18 protein-coding genes, 3 tRNA genes and 1 pseudogene are annotated in these 21,882 nt (G+C 57.8%); 21 read left to right on the top strand and 1 reads right to left on the bottom strand.

Going from position 1 to position 21,882, the window contains the following annotated elements:
- Positions 1–50 precede the first annotated feature (50 nt).
- From rlmE to BLV61_RS20260, 17 genes are all read left to right on the top strand, one after another.
- Positions 51–680: a 23S rRNA (uridine(2552)-2'-O)-methyltransferase RlmE gene (gene rlmE, locus BLV61_RS20180; protein ID WP_047537498.1), complete on the top strand. Its 630-nt coding sequence runs from the start codon at positions 51–53 to the stop codon at positions 678–680.
- A gap of 201 nt (positions 681–881) precedes the next feature.
- Complete coding sequence (gene ftsH, locus BLV61_RS20185; protein ID WP_047537502.1) at positions 882–2,792, top strand: ATP-dependent zinc metalloprotease FtsH; 1,911 nt, start codon at positions 882–884, stop codon at positions 2,790–2,792.
- Between the two features lie 8 nt (positions 2,793–2,800).
- Positions 2,801–3,652, top strand: coding sequence for a dihydropteroate synthase (folP, locus tag BLV61_RS20190; protein ID WP_047537505.1), 852 nt, complete (start codon positions 2,801–2,803; stop codon positions 3,650–3,652).
- A gap of 16 nt (positions 3,653–3,668) precedes the next feature.
- On the top strand, positions 3,669–5,006 hold the full coding sequence (gene glmM, locus BLV61_RS20195) for a phosphoglucosamine mutase (RefSeq protein WP_090467105.1): 1,338 nt from the start codon (positions 3,669–3,671) through the stop codon (positions 5,004–5,006).
- 66 nt (positions 5,007–5,072) lie between these two features.
- Positions 5,073–5,828, top strand: coding sequence for a triose-phosphate isomerase (gene tpiA, locus BLV61_RS20200; protein ID WP_090467107.1), 756 nt, complete (start codon positions 5,073–5,075; stop codon positions 5,826–5,828).
- Between the two features lie 4 nt (positions 5,829–5,832).
- Positions 5,833–6,216 (top strand): preprotein translocase subunit SecG, encoded by a 384-nt coding sequence (gene secG, locus BLV61_RS20205; RefSeq protein WP_047537514.1) that lies wholly within the window; start codon positions 5,833–5,835, stop codon positions 6,214–6,216.
- Positions 6,217–6,238: 22 nt separating this feature from the next.
- Positions 6,239–6,324 (top strand) — tRNA-Leu (locus BLV61_RS20210).
- 97 nt (positions 6,325–6,421) lie between these two features.
- Positions 6,422–6,498: transfer RNA gene (locus BLV61_RS20215), tRNA-Met, on the top strand.
- 139 nt (positions 6,499–6,637) lie between these two features.
- On the top strand, positions 6,638–7,096 hold the full coding sequence (gene rimP, locus BLV61_RS20220; protein ID WP_047539309.1) for a ribosome maturation factor RimP: 459 nt from the start codon (positions 6,638–6,640) through the stop codon (positions 7,094–7,096).
- A gap of 47 nt (positions 7,097–7,143) precedes the next feature.
- Positions 7,144–8,625, top strand: a complete 1,482-nt coding sequence (nusA, locus tag BLV61_RS20225; RefSeq protein ID WP_047537517.1) for a transcription termination factor NusA — start codon at positions 7,144–7,146, stop codon at positions 8,623–8,625.
- A gap of 27 nt (positions 8,626–8,652) precedes the next feature.
- Positions 8,653–11,181, top strand: a complete 2,529-nt coding sequence (gene infB, locus BLV61_RS20230; protein WP_047537520.1) for a translation initiation factor IF-2 — start codon at positions 8,653–8,655, stop codon at positions 11,179–11,181.
- Between the two features lie 159 nt (positions 11,182–11,340).
- The gene (rbfA, locus tag BLV61_RS20235; protein WP_034148332.1) at positions 11,341–11,742 is read left to right on the top strand and encodes a 30S ribosome-binding factor RbfA; all 402 of its coding nucleotides are present in this window, start codon (positions 11,341–11,343) and stop codon (positions 11,740–11,742) included.
- A 3-nt stretch (positions 11,743–11,745) separates the two neighbouring features.
- Complete coding sequence (gene truB / locus BLV61_RS20240) at positions 11,746–12,663, top strand: tRNA pseudouridine(55) synthase TruB (protein WP_047537524.1); 918 nt, start codon at positions 11,746–11,748, stop codon at positions 12,661–12,663.
- A 117-nt stretch (positions 12,664–12,780) separates the two neighbouring features.
- Positions 12,781–13,050 (top strand): 30S ribosomal protein S15, encoded by a 270-nt coding sequence (gene rpsO / locus BLV61_RS20245; protein ID WP_046820615.1) that lies wholly within the window; start codon positions 12,781–12,783, stop codon positions 13,048–13,050.
- A 212-nt stretch (positions 13,051–13,262) separates the two neighbouring features.
- Complete coding sequence (pnp, locus tag BLV61_RS20250) at positions 13,263–15,368, top strand: polyribonucleotide nucleotidyltransferase (protein ID WP_047537528.1); 2,106 nt, start codon at positions 13,263–13,265, stop codon at positions 15,366–15,368.
- A gap of 139 nt (positions 15,369–15,507) precedes the next feature.
- Positions 15,508–15,583 (top strand) — tRNA-Thr (locus tag BLV61_RS20255).
- A gap of 341 nt (positions 15,584–15,924) precedes the next feature.
- The gene (locus tag BLV61_RS20260) at positions 15,925–16,230 is read left to right on the top strand and encodes a DUF6388 family protein (RefSeq protein ID WP_047539312.1); all 306 of its coding nucleotides are present in this window, start codon (positions 15,925–15,927) and stop codon (positions 16,228–16,230) included.
- A gap of 62 nt (positions 16,231–16,292) precedes the next feature.
- On the opposite strand, the gene nadC is transcribed toward BLV61_RS20260, so the two are convergent.
- Positions 16,293–17,141, bottom strand: a complete 849-nt coding sequence (nadC, locus tag BLV61_RS20265) for a carboxylating nicotinate-nucleotide diphosphorylase (RefSeq protein WP_047537530.1) — start codon at positions 17,139–17,141, stop codon at positions 16,293–16,295.
- A gap of 271 nt (positions 17,142–17,412) precedes the next feature.
- Here nadC and BLV61_RS20270 point away from each other — a divergent pair.
- From BLV61_RS20270 to BLV61_RS32170, 4 genes and pseudogenes are all read left to right on the top strand, one after another.
- A pseudogene (locus BLV61_RS20270) lies at positions 17,413–17,955 on the top strand (DUF1631 family protein); the annotation flags it as partial.
- A 64-nt stretch (positions 17,956–18,019) separates the two neighbouring features.
- Positions 18,020–18,589 (top strand): 1,6-anhydro-N-acetylmuramyl-L-alanine amidase AmpD, encoded by a 570-nt coding sequence (ampD, locus tag BLV61_RS20275; RefSeq protein WP_090467112.1) that lies wholly within the window; start codon positions 18,020–18,022, stop codon positions 18,587–18,589.
- 2 nt (positions 18,590–18,591) lie between these two features.
- Positions 18,592–19,428: a regulatory signaling modulator protein AmpE gene (ampE, locus tag BLV61_RS20280; RefSeq protein ID WP_047537538.1), complete on the top strand. Its 837-nt coding sequence runs from the start codon at positions 18,592–18,594 to the stop codon at positions 19,426–19,428.
- Positions 19,429–20,938: 1,510 nt separating this feature from the next.
- Complete coding sequence (locus BLV61_RS32170) at positions 20,939–21,643, top strand: methyl-accepting chemotaxis protein (RefSeq protein ID WP_404943281.1); 705 nt, start codon at positions 20,939–20,941, stop codon at positions 21,641–21,643.
- The last annotated feature ends 239 nt before the right edge of the window (positions 21,644–21,882 follow it).

Consider the following 21,882-nt stretch of genomic DNA (forward strand, 5'->3'; position numbering starts at 1 on the left):
GGTTCGTGGATCCGCCCAATTAATCACGACCCTTATCATCGAGGTGCCCAATGGCGCGTTCCAAGACAAGCCTTGGTTGGCTGAAAAGACATGTCAATGACCCCTATGTGAAGCAGGCGCAGAAGGATGGCTACCGCTCGCGTGCGAGTTACAAACTTCTGGAGGTCCAGGAGAAGTACAAGCTGATCCGTCCGGGTATGACCGTTGTCGACCTGGGGGCGGCGCCCGGTGGCTGGTCGCAGGTCACTAGCCGGCTGATCGGTGGCCAGGGGCGCCTGATCGCCTCGGACATCCTCGAAATGGACAGCATTCCGGACGTGACTTTCATCCAGGGTGACTTCACCCAGGACGAAGTGCTCGCTCAGATCCTGGACGCCGTGGGTAATTCGCAGGTGGACCTTGTGATTTCCGATATGGCCCCCAATATGAGTGGTACGCCCGCCGTAGATATGCCCAAAGCCATGTTTCTTTGCGAGCTGGCTCTTGACCTGGCAGCCCGGATACTCAAGCCGGGTGGTAATTTTGTGATCAAGGTTTTTCAGGGTGAAGGGTTTGATGCTTATGTGAAGGACGCTCGTCAGAAATTCGACAAGGTCCAGATGATCAAGCCGGACTCTTCCCGCGGCAGTTCCCGCGAGCAATACATGCTGGCTTGGGGCTACCGCGGCCGGAGTGAGTAAAACGAGGTTTTTTTGCGGGGCAATAGGAATTTCGTATTTCGCCCTGTGAGAAATAGCGAATATTGTGTAGGAAGAGTTTCACAAAGGGTTACAGACGGCGCCTGCCAAGTTGTAGGTAATGTAGTAAGTTAGGCCGGTGAATATCATGCGAAGCGCGCGCCATCAGCGGCGCTTGCTTCAGAGGGTAGTTAATTGAACGATATGGCAAAGAATCTGATCCTGTGGTTGATCATCGCGGCTGTCCTGGTGACGGTGATGAACAACTTCTCCAGTCCTAACGAGCCGCAGACCCTCAACTATTCCGACTTCATCCAGCAGGTCAAGGATGGCAAGGTCGAGCGCGTGGCGGTTGATGGCTATGTGATCACCGGCAAGCGCAACGATGGCGACAGCTTCAAGACCATTCGTCCGGCGATCCAGGATAATGGCTTGATCGGCGATCTGGTGGATAACCACGTCGTGGTCGAAGGCAAGCAGCCTGAGCAGCAAAGCATCTGGACTCAACTTCTGGTCGCCAGCTTCCCGATCCTGGTGATCATTGCCGTATTCATGTTTTTCATGCGGCAGATGCAGGGCGGCGCAGGTGGCAAGGGCGGGCCAATGAGCTTCGGCAAGAGCAAGGCGCGCCTGCTCTCCGAAGATCAGGTGAAAACCACGTTGGCTGACGTTGCCGGTTGCGACGAAGCCAAGGAAGAAGTCGGTGAACTGGTCGAGTTCTTGCGTGATCCGGGCAAGTTCCAGCGTCTGGGCGGTCGCATCCCTCGCGGCGTGCTGATGGTTGGTCCTCCGGGTACCGGTAAAACCTTGTTGGCCAAGGCGATTGCTGGCGAAGCCAAGGTGCCGTTCTTCACCATCTCCGGTTCTGACTTCGTCGAAATGTTCGTCGGCGTCGGTGCCAGCCGTGTTCGCGATATGTTCGAACAGGCCAAGAAACACGCGCCATGCATTATCTTCATCGATGAAATCGACGCCGTCGGTCGCCACCGTGGTGCCGGCATGGGCGGCGGTCACGACGAGCGCGAGCAGACTCTCAACCAGTTACTGGTGGAGATGGACGGCTTCGAAATGAACGACGGCATCATCGTGATCGCGGCCACCAACCGTCCAGACGTACTGGACCCTGCGCTGCTGCGTCCGGGCCGTTTCGACCGTCAGGTCGTGGTCGGTCTGCCGGATATCCGTGGTCGCGAACAGATTCTCAAAGTCCACATGCGCAAAGTGCCAATGGGTGATGACGTCGCTCCGGCGGTGATCGCTCGTGGTACTCCTGGTTTCTCCGGTGCCGACCTGGCCAACCTGGTCAACGAGGCGTCGTTGTTCGCCGCGCGTGCCGGCAAGCGCATTGTCGAGATGAAGGAATTCGAACTGGCCAAAGACAAGATCATGATGGGTGCCGAGCGCAAATCCATGGTCATGTCCGAGAAAGAAAAGCAGAACACGGCTTACCACGAGGCGGGTCACGCCATTGTTGGTCGCGTCGTGCCTGAGCATGATCCGGTGTACAAGGTATCGATCATCCCGCGTGGTCGTGCGCTGGGTGTGACCATGTTCTTGCCGGAAGAAGATCGCTACAGCCTGTCCAAGCGAGCGCTGATCAGCCAGATCTGCTCGCTGTACGGCGGTCGTATCGCTGAAGAAATGACACTGGGCTTCGATGGTGTGACCACCGGTGCTTCCAACGACATCATGCGTGCCAGTCAGATTGCGCGGAACATGGTGACCAAGTGGGGTCTTTCGGAGAAGCTCGGACCATTGATGTATGCCGAAGAAGAAGGTGAAGTTTTCCTTGGTCGCGGCGGCGGTGGTCAGAGTGCAAGTTTCTCCGGCGAAACGGCCAAGCTGATCGACTCCGAAGTGCGCAGCATTATTGATCAATGCTACGGCACGGCTAAGCAGATCCTTACGGACAACCGTGACAAGCTCGATGCCATGGCTGATGCCCTGATGAAGTATGAGACGATCGATGCCGATCAGATCGATGACATCATGGCGGGTCGTACGCCTCGCGAACCTCGCGATTGGTCGGGTGGCACGGGTACTTCCGGAACCCCTCCGGTGGTGCAGGATGAGCGTCCGGAAACACCGATTGGCGGCCCGGCTGCTGACGTTTAAGGTTTGAAATGACTTCTGTTCAGTCCTCGACCCGGTTGCCTTGCGGCAACCGGGTTCTTGATTTGGCCCATACTCATGTCATGGGCATTCTCAATGTCACTCCCGATTCTTTCTCCGACGGTGGTCAATACAGCCAGCTCGACGCGGCTTTGCGCCATGCTGAAGCCATGGTGGCGGCTGGCGCGACCCTGATCGATGTGGGCGGTGAGTCCACGCGACCAGGTGCCAGGGCGGTTTCGCCTTTGGAAGAGCTGGAGCGTGTTGCGCCGGTCGTCGAGCGGATCAGCCGTGAACTGGATGTGATCATCTCAGTGGATACTTCCACGCCAGCCGTCATGCGCGAGACCGCGCGACTGGGGGCCGGTTTGATCAATGACGTTCGGGCGCTGCGTCGGGAAGGCGCGCTGGATGCGGCGGCGGCAACTGGGTTGCCAGTCTGTCTGATGCATATGCTCGGCGAGCCGGGCGACATGCAGGACAATCCGCAATACCGGGACGTTACGAAGGAAGTGGGCGAGTTTCTCGCTGAGCGCATGGCCCGGTGCGCAGCTGCGGGGATTGGCGCCGATCGGATCATTCTCGATCCAGGCTTTGGCTTCGCAAAAAACTTGCAACACAATCTTAGCTTGTTCAAGCATATGGAAGCCTTGCATGCCTTGGGGCGACCCCTGTTGGTCGGGGTTTCGCGAAAGAGCATGATCGGGCAAGCATTGAATCGCCCCGTGGGTGAGCGCTTGTTTGGCGGTCTTGCCCTTGCGGCGCTGGCTTCGCATAAGGGCGCGCGTATATTGCGCGTCCATGATGTAGCAGAAACTATCGATGTGGTGAGGATGATCGCCGCAGTGGAATCAGCCGAATAAGAGTTATGGAGAGCTTATGACTAGGAAATACTTTGGTACTGACGGCATTCGTGGTCGAGTCGGTGAATACCCGATTACTCCTGATTTCATGCTCAAACTCGGCTGGGCCGCGGGCATGGCGTTTCGCAAGATGGGTGCCTGCAAGGTGCTTGTCGGCAAGGACACCCGCATTTCCGGTTATATGTTTGAGTCGGCACTCGAGGCCGGGCTCACCTCGGCAGGCGCAGATGTAATGTTGTTGGGGCCGATGCCAACGCCAGCCATCGCTTACCTGACGCGCACCTTTCATGCTGAGGCCGGGATTGTGATCAGTGCTTCGCATAATCCTCACGATGACAACGGCATCAAGTTCTTCTCCGGAAAGGGCACCAAGCTGCCGGATGAAGTCGAGCTGATGATCGAGGAGCTGCTGGACACGCCGATGACCGTGGTTGAGTCGAGCAAGATCGGCAAGGTCACGCGAATCAACGATGCGTCGGGTCGTTATATCGAGTTCTGCAAGAGCAGCGTGCCGACTGGCACCAGCTTCGCCGGGATGAAAATCGTCATCGACTGTGCCCATGGTGCGACTTACAAGGTGGCGCCTAGCGTGTTCCGTGAGTTGGGCGCCGATGTCGTTGTTCTTTCCGCGCAGCCCAATGGTTTAAACATCAATGACAATTGTGGTTCGACCCATATGGGGCAACTGCAGGCTGCCGTTCTTGCCGAGCATGCTGATCTTGGGATCGCGTTCGATGGTGATGGTGACCGTGTTCTGATGGTCGATCACACGGGGACCATCGTCGATGGGGATGAGCTGCTGTACATCATTGCTCGCGATTTGCATGAGCGCGACAAGCTTCAAGGCGGTGTGGTCGGTACCCTGATGAGTAACCTGGGGCTGGAGCTGGCTCTGGCGGACCTCGCGATTCCTTTTGTTCGTGCCAATGTTGGTGATCGTTATGTGATTGCTGACCTGCTGGAGCGCAACTGGCTGGTAGGAGGCGAGAACTCGGGGCATATCGTTTGCTTCAATTACACCACTACGGGTGATGCGATCGTTGCTGCATTGCAGGTTCTGATGGCGCTCAAGACGCGCTCGGAAAGTCTGGCTCAGTCTCGTCAGGCGTTGCGTAAGTGCCCGCAGGTATTGATCAATGTACGTTTTGGGGGGGGAGCGAGTCCTCTCGAGCATTCGTCGGTCAAGGAAGCCAGTGAGCGAGTGACCAAGGCCATGGCGGGTCGTGGACGCGTGCTCCTGCGCAAGTCCGGGACAGAGCCACTGGTGCGCGTCATGGTCGAAGGCGAAGACGAAACTCAGGTTCGCGGCTACGCCGAAGAGCTGGCAAAACTGGTTACTGAAGTTTCTGCCTGAATTCGGCTTGCCAGCCATGATTGTGTTGGGTAACATCTGCGCCCACTTTGACCGACGAGGTACAGCATGCGTCGCCCTATGGTAGCTGGTAACTGGAAGATGCACGGTACCCGCGCCAGCGTCGCTGAGCTGATCAAAGGCCTTCGTGATCTGGCCTTGCCGAGCGGTGTTGATGTTGCGGTATTCCCGCCTTTTCTGCATATCAATCAAGTGATTGATGGCTTGGAAGGAAAGCCGATTTCGATTGGCGCGCAGAACTCTGCGGTGGAATCAATGCAGGGTGCGTTGACTGGTGAGATTGCACCGAGTCAGTTGGTGGATGCAGGTTGTTCCTTGGTGCTTGTCGGGCACTCCGAGCGCCGCCAGGTACTTGGCGAGCAGGACGGAATGCTGATTCGCAAGTTTGCGGCGGCACAGGCGTGTGGCTTGACCCCGGTGTTGTGTATAGGGGAGACCCTTGAGCAGCGCGAAGCCGGGAAGACTCTTGAGGTTGTCTCGCGTCAGCTTGGCAGTATCATTGAGGAGTTGGGCGTCGGTGCTTTTGCAAGCGCAGTCATCGCTTACGAGCCGGTCTGGGCCATTGGTACCGGGCTGACTGCTTCGCCGCAACAAGCTCAGGATGTGCATGCAGCCATCCGTGCGCAGTTGGCGGTAGAGAATTCTGAAGTCGCACAAGGTGTGCGGCTTCTATACGGCGGCAGCGTGAAGGCGGCCAATGCGGTCGAACTGTTCGGCATGCCGGATATCGATGGGGGGCTCATTGGTGGAGCTTCCCTGAATGCAGATGAGTTCGGTGCGATTTGTCGCGCCGCGGGAAACTGAAAAAATGCTGGAAACAGTCGTAGTCGTTTTTCATCTGCTGGGTGCATTGGGCGTAGTTGCTCTGGTATTGCTGCAGCAGGGTAAAGGTGCGGATGCTGGCGCGTCTTTCGGAGCAGGTGCTTCAAATACTGTGTTCGGAAGCCAAGGTTCCTCTACCTTTCTTAGTAAGTTTACTGCTATACTTGCCGCAGGTTTCTTCATAACCAGCTTAGGGTTAGGTTACTTTGCTAAAGAGAAAGCTCACCAGCTGACTCAAGTAGGTTTGCCAAACCCGGCAGTGTTGGAAGTTCCAAAGCAACAACCGGCTTCTGATGATGTACCGGTGCTTCAAGAGCAAAAGTCGGCCAACAGTGCGACTGACGTGCCTCCAGCTCAAGAGCAGAAGTAAGAAGGGTTTCAAACGTAGTATTGCCGAGGTGGTGGAATTGGTAGACACGCAACCTTGAGGTGGTTGTGCCCATAGGGTGTAGGGGTTCGAGTCCCCTTCTCGGTACCAATTAGTCAGGATAGCCCGCTATTGCGGGCTTTCTTGCAGGTGGAAGGTTACATTGACCCTGTCAAGGATCGGTCGTATACTTCCGCCCCAGCTTTGTCGCGGGGTGGAGCAGTCTGGTAGCTCGTCGGGCTCATAACCCGAAGGTCGTCGGTTCAAATCCGGCCCCCGCAACCAGTTTAAGGAGCCCCTTTTAAGGGGCTTTTTGTTAGCTGGACACTTTATAACGCCGCTGTTCGACGGCGTTTCAGGGATGGGCGTTTCGCCCATTTTTTTATTTTGCATAGCATGCATTTACATGCACGAGGGGGTTCAGGTGTCGAGCAAGCTAGAACAGTTGCAGGCCTTGTTGGCCCCGGTGGTCGTGGCCCTTGGCTATGAATGCTGGGGTATTGAGTTTTCGGCTCAGGGTCGCCACTCACTGTTGCGCGTTTATATCGATAAAGAAGGCGGTGTGCTGGTGGACGACTGTGCCATCGTCAGCCGTCAGATCAGCGGTGTCCTGGATGTTGAAGATCCGATTTCCGTTGAGTACACCCTTGAAGTTTCCTCGCCTGGCATGGAACGCCCTCTGTTCACTATTGAGCAGTTTGCAAAATTTGCCGGTGAACAAGTGAAGATCAAGCTGCGTTCGCCTTTTGAAGGTCGACGCAACTTTCAGGGCCTTCTGCGCGGTGTAGAAGAGCAGGATGTCGTGGTGCAGGTAGAAGACCACGAGTTCCTGTTGCCGATCGATATGATCGACAAGGCCAACATTATTCCCAGTTTTGACTGAGACGCGGATCCCGCGGATCCAATGGCTTGCGAAAGGCGAGGCGTACGATGAGCAAAGAAGTACTGCTGGTTGTTGAGTCGGTATCCAATGAAAAGGGCGTACCGGCAAACGTAATTTTTGAAGCGCTGGAGCTGGCTCTGGCCACTGCTACCAAAAAGCGTTTCGAGGACGAAGTTGATCTGCGTGTGGAAATCAATCGCCACACCGGTGCTTATGAGACTTTCCGTCGCTGGACGGTTGTCGAAGAAGCAGACCTGGACGATCCGGCCATCGAAACCTGGCCGAGCAAGGTTGCTGAAACGCATCCGGGTGCCAAGGTGGGTGACGTCGTCGAAGAAAAAATCGAGTCGATCGAATTCGGCCGTATCGCTGCACAGACTGCCAAGCAAGTCATCGTGCAGAAAGTCCGCGAAGCCGAGCGTGCCCAGGTTGTTGACGCTTACCGCGAGCGCTTGGGTGAAATCATCTCCGGTACCGTGAAGAAAGTGACCCGCGACAACGTGATCGTCGATCTGGGTAACAACGCTGAAGCGTTGCTGGCTCGTGAAGACATCATTTCTCGCGAAACCTTCCGTGTTGGCGTGCGTCTGCGTGCGCTGCTCAAGGAAATCCGCACCGAGAACCGCGGCCCGCAGTTGATCCTGTCGCGTACCGCGCCGGAAATGCTGATCGAGTTGTTCCGCATCGAAGTGCCGGAAATCGCTGAAGGCTTGATCGAAGTGATGGCGGCGTCCCGTGACCCGGGTTCGCGCGCCAAGATCGCCGTCCGCTCGAAGGACAAACGCATCGACCCGCAGGGCGCTTGCATTGGTATGCGCGGCTCGCGCGTCCAGGCAGTGTCGGGCGAGTTGGGCGGTGAGCGTGTTGATATCGTTCTGTGGGATGACAACCCGGCTCAGTTCGTGATCAACGCCATGTCACCGGCCGAGGTTGCGGCAATTATCGTCGACGAAGATGCCCATGCAATGGACATCGCCGTTGGCGCAGACAATCTGGCTCAGGCCATCGGTCGCGGTGGTCAGAACGTGCGTCTGGCCAGCCAATTGACTGGCTGGACCCTGAACGTGATGACCGAATCGGACATCCAGGCTAAGCAGCAAGCAGAAACCGGCGACATCCTGCGCAACTTCATCGACGAGCTGGAAGTCGACGAAGAATTGGCCCAGGTGCTGGTCGATGAAGGCTTCACCAGCCTGGAAGAGATTGCCTACGTACCGTTGGAAGAAATGCTCAACATCGACGGCTTTGACGAAGACATCGTCAACGAGCTTCGCGCTCGTGCCAAGGATCGTTTGTTGACCAAAGCCATCGCTACTGAGGAAAAGCTGGCAGACGCCCATCCGGCCGAAGACCTGCTCTCGCTTGAGGGTATGGACAAGGATTTGGCGATGGAACTGGCGGTGCGCGGCGTAATTACCCGCGAAGACCTGGCCGAGCAGTCTATTGACGACCTGCTCGACATCGACGGCATTGACGATGATCGTGCCGGCAAGTTGATCATGGCCGCCCGAGCCCACTGGTTCGAGTAATTAGGCGCGGCCTGAGGAGAGAAGTGCATGACGCAAGTCACGGTGAAACAACTGGCCGATGAGGTCAAAACACCGGTAGAGCGCCTGTTGCAGCAGATGCGTGAGGCAGGTCTGCCGCACACCGCCGCCGAAGAAAGTGTGACTGACAGTGAGAAGCAATCGTTGCTGACTCACTTGAAAAGCAGCCACAAGGCGAAAGTGGAAGAACCACGCAAGATTACGCTGCAGCGTAAAACCACCAGCACCCTGCGTGTTGCTGGCAGCAAAAGCATCAGCGTAGAAGTACGCAAGAAGAAAGTCTTCGTACAGCGCAGCCCGGAAGAAATCGAAGCCGAGCGCAAGCGGGAACTGGAAGAGCGTCGCGCAGTAGAAAATGCTGCACGTCAGAAGGCTGAAGAAGAAGCCAAGCGTCGCGCCGAAGAAGAAGCTCGTCGCCAGCCAGCCGCTGCGCCGACCGCTCCAGCCGAACCTGTAGCCGCGCATGCAGCAGTGGCCGAACCTGTGCGCGAAAGCGCGCCGGTCGTGGCAGCTGCTCCAGCTGCGCCTGCGGCGGACACTCGCAAGCGTGACGAACAGCGCCGTCCGGACAAACCACGTGCCGACGATAACAATCGTCGCGGTAGTGGCGATGGCGAGCGCAAAAACGCTCCGCATCGTGCGTCGGTCAAGGAAAAAGCGCCTGCTCCACGCGTTGCCCCTCGTACTACCGACGAAGAAAGCGATGGCTTCCGTCGTGGTGGTCGCGGCAAGGCCAAGCTGAAGAAGCGCAATGCCCACGGTTTCCAGAGCCCAACCGGCCCTGTCGTGCGCGAAGTGAAGATCGGCGAGACCATTACTGTGGGCGATCTGGCCCAGCAGATGTCGGTCAAGGCTGCTGAAATCATCAAGTTCATGTTCAAGCTGGGTACTCCGGCGACCATCAACCAGGTGCTCGATCAGGAAACTGCTCAACTGGTTGCCGAGGAGCTGGGCCACAAAGTGACCCTGGTCAGCGACACCGCCCTGGAAGATTCCCTGGCCGAGTCCCTGAAGTTTGAAGGCGAGGCCGTTGCCCGTGCGCCAGTCGTGACCGTAATGGGCCACGTTGACCATGGTAAGACTTCCCTGCTCGACTACATCCGTCGTGCCAAGGTTGCAGCTGGCGAAGCCGGCGGTATTACCCAGCACATCGGTGCATACCACGTTGAAACCGACCGTGGCATGGTGACGTTCCTCGATACCCCGGGCCACGCCGCGTTTACCGCGATGCGTGCCCGCGGTGCCAAGGCGACCGACATTGTGATCCTGGTCGTTGCAGCGGACGACGGCGTGATGCCGCAAACCATCGAAGCTGTTCAGCATGCCAAGGCCGCGGGCGTTCCGCTGGTCGTGGCGGTGAACAAGATCGACAAGCCGGGCGCTGATCTCGATCGCATCCGTAGCGAATTGTCGGTACACGGCGTGACGTCGGAAGAGTGGGGCGGTGACACGCCATTCGTACCGGTCTCGGCGAAGATGGGTACCGGTGTCGACGAATTGCTCGAAGCCGTTCTGCTGCAAGCCGAAGTTCTGGAATTGACAGCTACGCCTTCGGCTCCTGGTCGTGGTGTGGTGGTTGAATCGCGTCTCGACAAGGGCCGTGGCCCGGTGGCGACCGTTCTGGTTCAGGACGGTACCTTGCGTCAAGGCGACATGGTGCTGGTCGGTTCCAACTACGGCCGTGTTCGCGCCATGCTCGACGAGAACGGCAAGGCCATCAAGGAAGCCGGTCCAGCCATCCCTGTCGAGATCCTCGGCCTGGACGGTACCCCGGATGCTGGCGACGAGATGAGCGTGGTTGCCGACGAGAAGAAAGCCCGTGAAGTGGCTCTGTTCCGTCAAGGCAAGTTCCGCGAAGTCAAACTGGCTCGTGCTCACGCAGGCAAGCTGGAAAACATCTTCGAAAACATGGGTCAGGAAGAGAAGAAGACGCTCAACATCGTCCTCAAATCCGACGTCCGTGGTTCGCTGGAAGCGTTGAACGGTGCCTTGAACGGCCTGGGTAACGACGAAGTGCAAGTGCGCGTTGTCGGTGGCGGTGTCGGTGGTATCACCGAGTCCGACGCCAACCTGGCACTGGCCTCCAATGCTGTACTGTTCGGCTTCAACGTGCGTGCCGATGCCGGCGCTCGCAAGATCGTCGAGCAGGAAGGTCTGGATATGCGTTATTACAACGTGATCTACGACATCATCGAAGACGTCAAGAAAGCCCTCACCGGTATGCTTGGCAGCGATGTTCGCGAGAACATCCTCGGTGTGGCCGAAGTGCGTGACGTGTTCCGTTCGCCGAAGTTTGGCGCGATCGCCGGTTGCATGGTGATCGAGGGTACTGTTCACCGTAACCGTCCAATCCGTGTACTGCGCGAAGACATCGTTATCTTCGAAGGCGAGCTGGAATCCCTGCGCCGCTTCAAGGATGACGCTTCCGAAGTGCGTGCCGGCATGGAATGCGGTATCGGCGTGAAGAGCTACAACGACGTCAAAGTCGGTGACAAGATCGAAGTCTTCGAGAAGGTTCAGGTTGCTCGCAGCCTCTAACTCGCGCACTTCAAGAGCCGTGATGGGCAGCCGCATGCAAATGCACGGCGCATCACCCGGACTCTAAACGCAACGCCCGGTCTGGCTTCTGTCAGGCCGGGCGTTTGCCGCTTTCAGACCTCACGGGTTTCGCCGTGGGGCAGTAACAGGTAACAAGACATGGCAAAAGAATATAGCCGTACCCAACGTATCGGCGATCAGATGCAGCGCGAGCTGGCACAACTGATCCGTCGTGAAGTCAAAGACCCGCGCGTCGGCCTGGTCACCATTACCGCAGTGGAAGTCAGCCGTGACGTCGGTCACGCCAAGATTTTCATCACCGTGATGGGTCAGGACAGCGCCGAAGACATCGCGCAGAGCATCAAGGTGCTCAACTCCGCCGCCGGTTTCCTGCGCATGCAGTTGGCTCGCGAGATGAAGCTGCGCAGCGTTCCACAGTTGCACTTCCATTACGACGAAAGCGTTGTGCGTGGTGCGCATCTGTCGGCCTTGATCGAGCGCGCAGTGGCTGAAGACAATCAGCATCCGGTTGCGGCAGAAGCCGAAGACACCAAGGAGTAATCGGTGGCTCAGGTCAAACGTATCCGTCGTAACGTCAGCGGTATCATCCTGCTGGACAAGCCGCTGGGGTTCACCTCCAATGCGGCCTTGCAGAAGGTCCGCTGGTTGCTCAATGCCGAGAAGGCGGGACACACCGGCAGTCTCGATCCGCTGGCTACCGGCGTGTTGCCGTTGTGCTTCGGTGAGGCCACCAAGTTCTCGCAATACCTGCTCGATTCCGACAAGGGTTACGAAACCCTGGCGCAACTGGGCAAAACCACGACCACGGCGGATGCCGAGGGCGAAGTTTTGCAGGAGCGTCCTGTGACCGTTGGTCGCTCCGATATCGAAGCTGTGTTGCCGAATTTTCGTGGGCAAATCAGTCAGATACCGCCGATGTACTCGGCGCTCAAGCGTGATGGCCAGCCGCTGTACAAGCTGGCCCGTGCAGGCGAAGTAGTGGAGCGTGAACCGCGTTCTGTTACTATTACGCGCTTGGAATTGCTGGCCTTCGAAGGTGATACTGCGCGGCTGGCAGTGGATTGCAGCAAAGGCACCTATATTCGCACCCTGGTGGAGGATATTGGTGAGCAGCTCGGTTGTGGCGCTTACGTTGCAGAACTGCGACGTACGCAGGCCGGGCCTTTCACGCTGGCCCAGACGGTCACCCTGGAAGAGTTGGAAGCGGTACATGCCGAAGGCGGCAACGAAGCGGTCGACCGCTTCCTGATGCCATCGGACAGCGGTCTGCTGGATTGGCCGCTTTTGCAGTTCTCGGAGCACAGCTCGTTCTACTGGCTTAACGGCCAGCCGGTCCGCGCTCCGGATGCACCGAAATTCGGTATGGTACGGGTACAGGATCACAACGGTCGCTTCATCGGTATCGGTGAAGTGAGCGAAGACGGGCGCATCGCGCCGCGTCGACTGATTCGGTCAGAATGACCGGACGAGGGTGGCTGTCAACAGGCACGGTCACTACTCATTTTTAGATACAGGGATTTGTCCCTGGCCTGTTGAAACTGTTTTTCTGAAACAGTTTCCTGATAAAAGGATTGCCTCATGGCTCTCGACGTTCAAGAAAAAGCCCAAATCGTAGCTGACTACCAGCAAGCTGTTGGTGACACTGGTTCGCCAGAAGTGCAAGTTGCACTGCTGACCGCCAACATCAACAAACTGCAAGGTCACTTCAAGGCCAACGGTAAAGATCACCACTCCCGTCGTGGTCTGATCCGCATGGTAAACCAGCGTCGTAAGCTGCTGGACTACCTGAAAGGCAAAGACGTGAGCCGTTACAGCGCTCTGATCGGTCGCCTGGGTCTGCGTCGCTAATTCAGCGATTGCGCTAGAGGTTGGTTGTCTGTCGTGTGTCCGCGAGTTTCCCGCTGGCACATGGCAGGCTTCCAGCCTCAAGTTTTATCTGGATATCTGCTTTGCCTGAGTAGCTGCACCCTGGACATCCCGATCGGGCCGACTCCCGACGTTGCCCAAGAATTTCGCAAGAAACCAGTTTCCCCAAGAGCCACAAAAGAAGGTAGGACACCGTGAACCCGGTCATCAAAAAATTCCAGTTCGGTCAGTCGACCGTTACCCTCGAGACTGGCCGTATCGCCCGTCAGGCCTCCGGCGCAGTATTGGTCACCGTTGACGACGACGTCAGCGTATTGGTGACCGTAGTCGGTGCCAAGCAAGCCGATCCAGGCAAGGGCTTCTTCCCTCTGTCTGTTCACTACCAGGAAAAAACTTACGCTGCCGGTAAGATCCCTGGTGGTTTCTTCAAGCGCGAAGGCCGTCCTTCCGAGAAAGAAACCCTGACTTCCCGTCTGATCGACCGTCCGATCCGTCCGCTGTTCCCGGAAGGCTTCATGAACGAAGTGCAGGTAGTCTGCACCGTCGTTTCCACCAGCAAGAAGACCGATCCGGACATCGCTGCGATGATCGGTACCTCGGCTGCGCTGGCGATCTCCGGCATTCCGTTCGATGGTCCGATCGGCGCTGCCCGCGTTGCGTTCCACGAAAGCACCGGTTACCTGCTGAACCCGACTTACGAGCAGCTGGCTGCTTCGAGCCTGGACATGGTCGTTGCCGGTACTTCTGAAGCCGTTCTGATGGTTGAATCCGAAGCCAAAGAACTGACCGAAGACCAGATGCTGGGCGCCGTACTGTTCGCCCATGACGAGTTCCAGGTCGTTATCCAGGCCGTCAAAGAGCTGGCCGCCGAAGCTGCCAAGCCAACCTGGACCTGGGCTCCGCAAGCCGAAGCCACCGAGCTGCTGGGTGCCATTCGCGCCGAGTTCGGCGAAGCGATCTCCCAGGCTTACACCATCACCGTCAAAGCCGACCGTTATGCTCGCCTGGGCGAGCTGAAGGATCAGGTCGTTGCCAAGCTGTCCGGCGAAGAAGGCCAGCCTTCCGCTGCTGACGTCAAAGCTGCTTTCGGTGAAATCGAATACCGCACCGTTCGCGAAAACATCGTAAACGGCAAGCCACGTATCGACGGCCGCGACACCCGCACCGTACGTCCGCTGAACATCGAGGTCGGCGTTCTGCCGAAGACCCACGGTTCGGCGCTGTTCACCCGTGGCGAAACCCAGGCTCTGGTCGTTGCAACTCTGGGTACTGCCCGTGATGCACAACTGCTGGACACCCTGGAAGGCGAGAAAAAAGACCCGTTCATGCTGCACTACAACTTCCCTCCGTTCTCGGTGGGCGAGTGTGGTCGCATGGGTGGTGCCGGTCGTCGCGAAATCGGTCACGGCCGTCTGGCCCGTCGTTCGGTTCAGGCCATGCTGCCTGCCGCCGACGTGTTCCCGTACACCATCCGCGTTGTGTCGGAAATCACCGAGTCCAACGGTTCGAGCTCCATGGCTTCGGTCTGCGGTGCTTCCCTGGCTCTGATGGACGCTGGTGTTCCAATGAAGGCGCCGGTTGCCGGTATCGCCATGGGTCTGGTTAAAGAAGGCGAGAAATTTGCCGTCCTGACCGACATCCTGGGCGACGAAGACCACCTGGGCGACATGGACTTCAAGGTAGCGGGTACCGCCAAAGGCGTGACCGCGCTGCAGATGGACATCAAGATCAAGGGCATCACCGAAGAAATCATGGAAATCGCTCTGGGCCAAGCCCTGGAAGCGCGCCTGAACATCCTCGGTCAGATGAACCAGATCATCGGCCAGTCGCGTACCGAACTGTCGGCCAATGCACCGACCATGATCGCGATGAAGATCGACACCGACAAAATCCGTGATGTCATCGGTAAAGGTGGCGCGACCATTCGTGCGATCTGTGAAGAGACCAAGGCTTCGATCGATATCGAAGACGACGGTTCGATCAAGATCTTCGGCGAAACCAAGGACGCCGCTGAAGCAGCACGTCAGCGCGTTCTGGGTATCACCGCGGAAGCCGAGATCGGCAAGATCTACGTCGGTAAGGTTGAGCGCATCGTCGACTTCGGCGCATTCGTCAACATCCTGCCTGGCAAGGACGGTCTGGTTCACATCTCCATGCTGAGCGACGCTCGCGTAGAGAAAGTGACTGACATCCTCAAGGAAGGTCAGGAAGTGGAAGTACTGGTACTGGACGTGGACAACCGCGGCCGCATCAAGCTGTCCATCAAGGACGTAGCAGCAGCCAAGGCTTCGGGCGTTTAATCCGCTCCCCCGCCTGACCGCTTCAACGTTCTAAAAAAGACCCCGCCGTGAAAACGACGGGGTCTTTTTTTGCCTGTAGACAATCGAGGCGCTGGCTAAAGTTGCCGGTATGCCTTCGCGATGCTAGGTTTAGCGCACCGCCCGTGTAGCTCAGTCGGTAGAGCAGCGCACTCGTAACGCGAAGGTCGCAGGTTCGATTCCTGTCTCGGGCACCATCCCCCCCCCTGTTGTTTCGCCTTTCTGCTCCAATCCTCGATCGTACTGTTGAGTTCGTCTCTTTCGTTGCGGCTGGCGTCTTGGCCGGAATCGCTGCCGGCCTGTTTCCAGGCGCGACAGAAGGTGAGTGCGGTTTATTTGTGGATTGATGTAAAGAGTCGTGTAAATCGTCTGATAAACATCCTATATTCGGAACCTGCATGAGCTTAGCCCAGCAGTTTTCAGATGATCCCGAATGGTTCTGAAGGCCAGACAAACCAGGTTGAACACGGTTATTTGCGTCAGAGAGATCCTTGATGATCCAGATCCATCTTCCATTCCCCAGATCAGCGAGAACACCATGACCGTTAAAGAATTGAGCCAGGAAGCCCGGCACGAAGAGGCACTCAAGAAATATTTGCTGGATTCGCCCCAGCTAGCCGAAGAGATCAAGGACTTGCCAGCCGACGATCAGAAAGACCAGATCCAGTGGGCCTTCGAGGATGAGGCTGAAGCCCAGGGCCTGCAGCCGTGGGAACTGACGCTCAAGTACACATCAAGCCCCGAAGAGTACGAGGCCGCGCGCTTGGTTCTGCACAAGGAGGCGGCTGAAGTGTTGGGCGTCGAGTGGGATGAGTACTGCGAGATGAATAATCTGGTGGTCTGAAAAAGCGCCCACCACATGCAGGAGCGAGCAAGCTCGCTCCTGCAGTTTTTCATTGCGTGTGATCAGAGGCTCAGACGCATCGACAGATCGACAGCCTTCACATCCTTGGTCATTGCACCAATCGAAATGTAATCCACGCCGGTTTCGGCGATAGGCAGCAACGTGCTTTCGTTGATGCCGCCGCTGGCCTCCAGTTTTGCCTTGCCAGCGTTCAAGCGCACGGCTTCGCGCATGTCATCCAGGCTCAGTTCATCGAGCATGATGATGTCGGCACCGGCCGCCAAGGCCTCTTTCAGTTCATCCAGGTTTTCCACTTCGATCTCAACCGGTTTGCCCGGTGCGATTTTGTGCGCGGCTGCGATGGCCTCAGGAATGCCTCCGCAAGCGGCGATATGGTTTTCCTTGATCAGGAACGCGTCATACAAGCCGATGCGATGATTGTGACAACCGCCACAGGTCACGGCGTACTTTTGCGCCAGACGCAGACCTGGCAAGGTTTTGCGCGTGTCGAGCAGCTTGACCTGGGTCTGGGCCACGAAATCCGCCAGGTATTGCGCGCGGGTGGCCACGCCGGACAGCAGTTGCAGGAAGTTCAAGGCACTGCGTTCACCGGTCAGCAACGAGCGCGCGGGGCCTTCGAGGTGGAACAGCACCTGGTTGGGTTTGACCCTTTCGCCATCGGCGACCTGCCAGTGCACCGCCACTCGTGGGTCCAGTTGCCGAAACACGGTATCGACCCAGGCGGTACCGCTGATGACGGCGGCGTCGCGGGTGATGATGGTGGCTTTGGCCAAGCGTTCGGCCGGGATCAGCTGTGCGGTGATGTCGCCGCTGCCAATGTCTTCGAGCAGCGCGCGGCGCACGTTGGCTTCGATTTCGGTGGTCAAATCGGCGAGGCGTAGATTCGGCATAACGGACTCCACAAACAAAGTGGCCCGATTATAGGGCCATGGTGCGAAGCAACCCAAGGCATCCGAGCTATCGCCAATGCTCAGACGCCTGCATTTGGTCGAATCCCAAGGACCTGCCTGTAGGCAAGGGAGGGGGCTATTTACGCAGAAGCCGAAGAGTCCTCTGGCGCAAGCGCTCTCTTTTACAAGATAATTCGCCTTGTATTTGACGCCATGACTTTGACGATTCGGATTTTCTGGAGGCTGGATGCACAAAGACGGGAATGTAGTGCCCGACGCCGGTACACGACTGTTGGCGCGGGTGCCGGGTTTGCTCAAATCCTTGCGCGAGGGTTTGAGTGGTTCGGCGTACGACCCTTTCGTCACCTGTGAGTTTTTCAGCGAGCTGGAAAGCCTGCATGTGCAATTGTTTGAGCGGCCCGAGCGCCCGCTCGCGGACGCGGCGGTCATGATCGAAGTGCTGGAAAGAATCGTATTGCCCAGCGCCGATGAAGGCCCTGTGGATAAGGGGCTGCCGCTGCCGGTAGACGATGCCGGAATGCGCCACGTCAATCAGCTGCATTCTGGCTGCTGGGTCGAGTTCCAGACCGATCCGGAAAACTCCCTGCGCTGCAAACTGGCGGCGATCATTGAAGCCTCCGGTCAATACATCTTCGTCAACCGCACCGGCATGAAGGTGCTGGAGCGCAGTCGTTCGTCCCTGGCGCGGGAATTTCGCCAGGGGGCGGCACGGGTCCTCGATGACACCTTATTGTTTGATCGGGCGCTGGAGGCGGTCATCGGCCACCTGCGGCGTCTCAATCGCGGCAAGTGATCGCGTTCGGACGGGCTATCGCGGCATACTGGGCACTCACACGGTCGTCGTTGAAGGAGCCTGTATGCAGTTGGACCCCGCAAGCGGTTGGTGTCAGGACGTGCGTCTTTGCCCCTCGCCCAACTTCAATGCGCGCCCCACGGGCGAAATTTCCCTGCTGGTGATCCACAACATCAGCCTGCCGCCGGCGCAATTCGCCACGGGAAAGGTGCAGGAATTTTTCCAGAACCGACTGGATGTCACGGAGCACCCCTACTTTGAAGGGATTGCCGATCTGCGGGTGTCGGCGCATTTTCTGATCGAGCGTGACGGCACTGTCACCCAGTTTGTCTCTTGTCTTGAGCGCGCCTGGCACGCCGGCGTTTCGAGTTTCGAGGGGCGGGAGACCTGTAACGATTTTTCCGTGGGAATTGAACTCGAAGGCACGGATGATCTGCCGTTCACCGACGCCCAATATGACGCGTTGACGGCCCTGACCCGGCAACTGCAAAGCGCCTTCACGGCCATTACCACGCAGCGCATCTGCGGGCACAGTGACATCGCGCCCGGGCGCAAGACTGATCCGGGACCGGCGTTCGATTGGGCACGCTATCGTGCGGCCCTGGCAAAAGCCGCCATGGAAAAAGAGGAGTAACAATGAGTTTTCTGGTGCTGCTGTTGGCGGTCTGGATCGAGAAGTTCTCGGCCCTGCGCCACCGGGTACAACGCGACGGTTTTTGGTTGCGCGAGCTGGCCAGGATTGAGGTCAACGCGCGTCTGGTCAATCGGCCGTGGCTGATCCTGGCCATTTCGGTATTTTTGCCGGTGGCGTTGCTGGGGTTGCTGTTGATGGTGCTGCAGCCGGTGGCCTACGGTTTGCTGGTGTTACCGGTGCACCTGCTGGTGGTGATTTACAGTCTGGGTCGTGGCGATCTGCTCGCCGGTCTGGGGCCGTTTCGCGACGCCTGGCGTCGGGAAGACCTGCAAGCCGCGGCCCATGTCGCCAAACGCGATGTGGATATCTGCGCCGACAGTGGCGAACAACTGCTGGAACGGGTTGAAGGACATTTGCTGTGGGAGGCCTACCAGAGCTTTTTCGCGGTGATTTTCTGGTACTTCCTGTTGGGGCCGGTCGCGGCTCTGAGTTATCGATTGCTCGCGCTGGTTGAGGAGCATGGGAAAAACCCGGCCGTGGTCGAACGCGCGGCGCAACTGCGTCATGCCTTCGATTGGCTGCCGGTGCGCTTGCTGGCGGCCAGTTTTGCCTTGGTCGGCAACTTTGTCGCCGTCGGCCGGGTGATGTTGCACGAGTTGTTGAACTGGAACATCAGCGCCGCGCTATTGATCGAGAAGGCCGGGCTGGTGGCGGGTGAAATCCCGGCACCGGTGGTCGGGCCTGAAGGCATCAATAATCTTGACCGGATCTGGGAACTGCTGTTGCGGGCTGCAGTGCTCTGGTATGCCGGTTTCGCCTTGTGGACCGTTCTGGCCTGATTTCTTTATTAGCGGCCAAAAGATTGTCCGGGCGCAGCCAGAACCTCGGACAAACTTTTGCCGTTAACCTTAAGTTACAAAACCTCTCTTCGATTTACGCTATACAGAAATAGCGCCGGGTAGTGGCTATCTGCTGTCGGTCTGCGCCTGCCAATAAAAATAAGAAATCATGGGGAGACTTCCAGTGAAGAGCTTGCTCTATCCCGCTGTCGCACTGATGAACCGTCTGAGCTTTGGCATGAAGTTCAGTCTGATCAGCGTCCTGTTCCTGGTGCCGATGCTGGTGACCAACTTCTACCTGGTGCGTGACTCCTATCGCGAGTTCCAGGGTACCCGTACCGAACTGCAAAGCCTCGATCTGCTGGGCAGCAGCCTGGCGTTGCGGCGCGATCTGGAAACCCTCAACAACCTGGTGCAGATCAATGTCACCCTCGGCCAATCGGGCAAGGCGGGCAATGTCGAGTCGCAGATCAGCGCCCTGGAGCAAAGCCTTCTGACCCGTTTGCAAGGGCTGACCGCGATGAGCACGGACCCCGAGCAAATCGCGGTATTCGATACCAAGCGCGATGAAATGATCGCCGCCTTCAAGGCGCAACACAGCGAAACGTCCCTGCAAAGCAAAAGCGGAATGATTGGCAAGTTGCTCGGCAGTGCGCAGATTTTCAGCCAGATCGTCGCCAGTCAGGCCGGACTGAGCCGCGATTCCCAGAGCGACATGCGCCAACTGAGCGAACTCATCACCAACGTCACCCCGCCAGTGACTCAGCTTCTGGGTGAAGGCCGGGCGATGGGCTCCTTCTCACTGGGCCAGGGGTTTCTCAATTCGGCGTCGAGTACCCGTTTCGATGAGCTGTTGGCGCAGATCGAAAAGCTGCAAGGCGAGTATGGGCTGAAATTGCAGGACGCATTGGGTTCCAGTAGAGCGGCTCGGGAAACCCTGGCAGCCCTGGCCGATGGCAGCAGGGCGACGTTGAAAAAGGCCAGTGAACTGTTCGAAGAGCAAGTGGTAATGGCCGACACCCTGGATACGCCCTGGCAGGGTTTCTACGATCAGGTCACTGGCCTGATGGACCAGACGTATCAACTCAACGAAGCCACGCTGAAATTTCTCGGCGTGCAGTTGCAGCAGCGCCTGGATCAGAACCGCACGCACATGGTCTTGCAGGCAGTGGCGCTGTCGGTGGTGTTTGTGCTGATCTTCTACCTTTACGGCGGCTTCTACGCCTCGACCCGTACCACGCTCAAACGCCTTGGCGGGGTGATGGATAAAGTCGCGGCCGGCGACATGACGGTGACGTTCAGCGCCCACAGTCGCGATGAATTGGGCGAGTTGGGCGAGGTATTCAACGGCACCGTGAAAAAAATCCATGACCTGATTGAGCGCGTGGGGCAAACCGTCAGTGAGGTGGAACGCCAGGCCGGGCAAGTAGAAAACGTCTCGGCGCAAAGCAACCATGCCGTGGCCGGGCAACGGAGCCAGATCGAGCAAGTCGCCACGGCAATGAACCAGATGTCGGCCACGGCCCTCGAGGTCGCGCGCAGCGCCGCCGCGGCGGTCAGCAGCGCCCACAGTGTCAACGACGAAACCATCAGTGGGCGTGGGCTGGTCGAGTCCCAGCAAGGCAGCATCGCGGCGCTGGCCAGCGAAATAGATCAGTCGGTGCTGGTGATCAATCAACTGGCCAGTGACAGCCAGTCCATCAGTCGCGTGCTGGAGGTGATCAAGAGCATCGCCGAACAAACCAACCTGTTGGCGCTCAATGCCGCCATCGAAGCGGCGCGGGCCGGCGAGCAGGGGCGTGGATTCGCCGTGGTGGCGGACGAGGTCCGGACACTGGCCAAGCGAACCCAGCAATCGACCGAAGAAATCGAACAGATGATCACCAGGCTCCACAGTGGGGTCGGCGCTGCCGTGAAGGCGATGGGTGTGAGTCATGAGATGGCCAATGGCACGGTAGGGCAGTCGGAAAAGGTCCAGCAGGCGCTGGAAAACATCCTCGGTGCCGTCGGTATGATCGTCGACCAGAACCAGCAGATCGCCGCAGCCGTGGAACAGCAAACGGCGGTGGCCCACGATATCGACCAGAACATTGTCGAAATCAATCGGGCCGGTGAGCGGACTGCTGAAGGTGCGCACCAGACCGAGGATGCCAGTCGAGTGTTGTCGGCTCAGGTGGTGGAACTCAAACAGCTGATTAGCGCATTCCGCGTCTAGATAGCAGCAGTCCGCCAGCTGTATAAACGCTTGCTTGCGATGATGGCGTGATGGCCGACGTTGATGCCGTCGGGCATCCCGCGTTCGCGAACAGGCTCCGTTTCAAAGGTTCTGTGTGTGGCTGAAAATTTTGTAATACCTTTCTCAAATTTCGTAAGAACCTTGCTGTTTTTCTCCATGTTCCTTTATTTCAACTTCAATGAACGGAGATTCATTTCAGTGCCCACACGGAGGAGGCC

Source organism: Pseudomonas mohnii (genome assembly GCF_900105115.1).
GTDB classification, from domain to species: domain Bacteria; phylum Pseudomonadota; class Gammaproteobacteria; order Pseudomonadales; family Pseudomonadaceae; genus Aquipseudomonas; species Aquipseudomonas mohnii.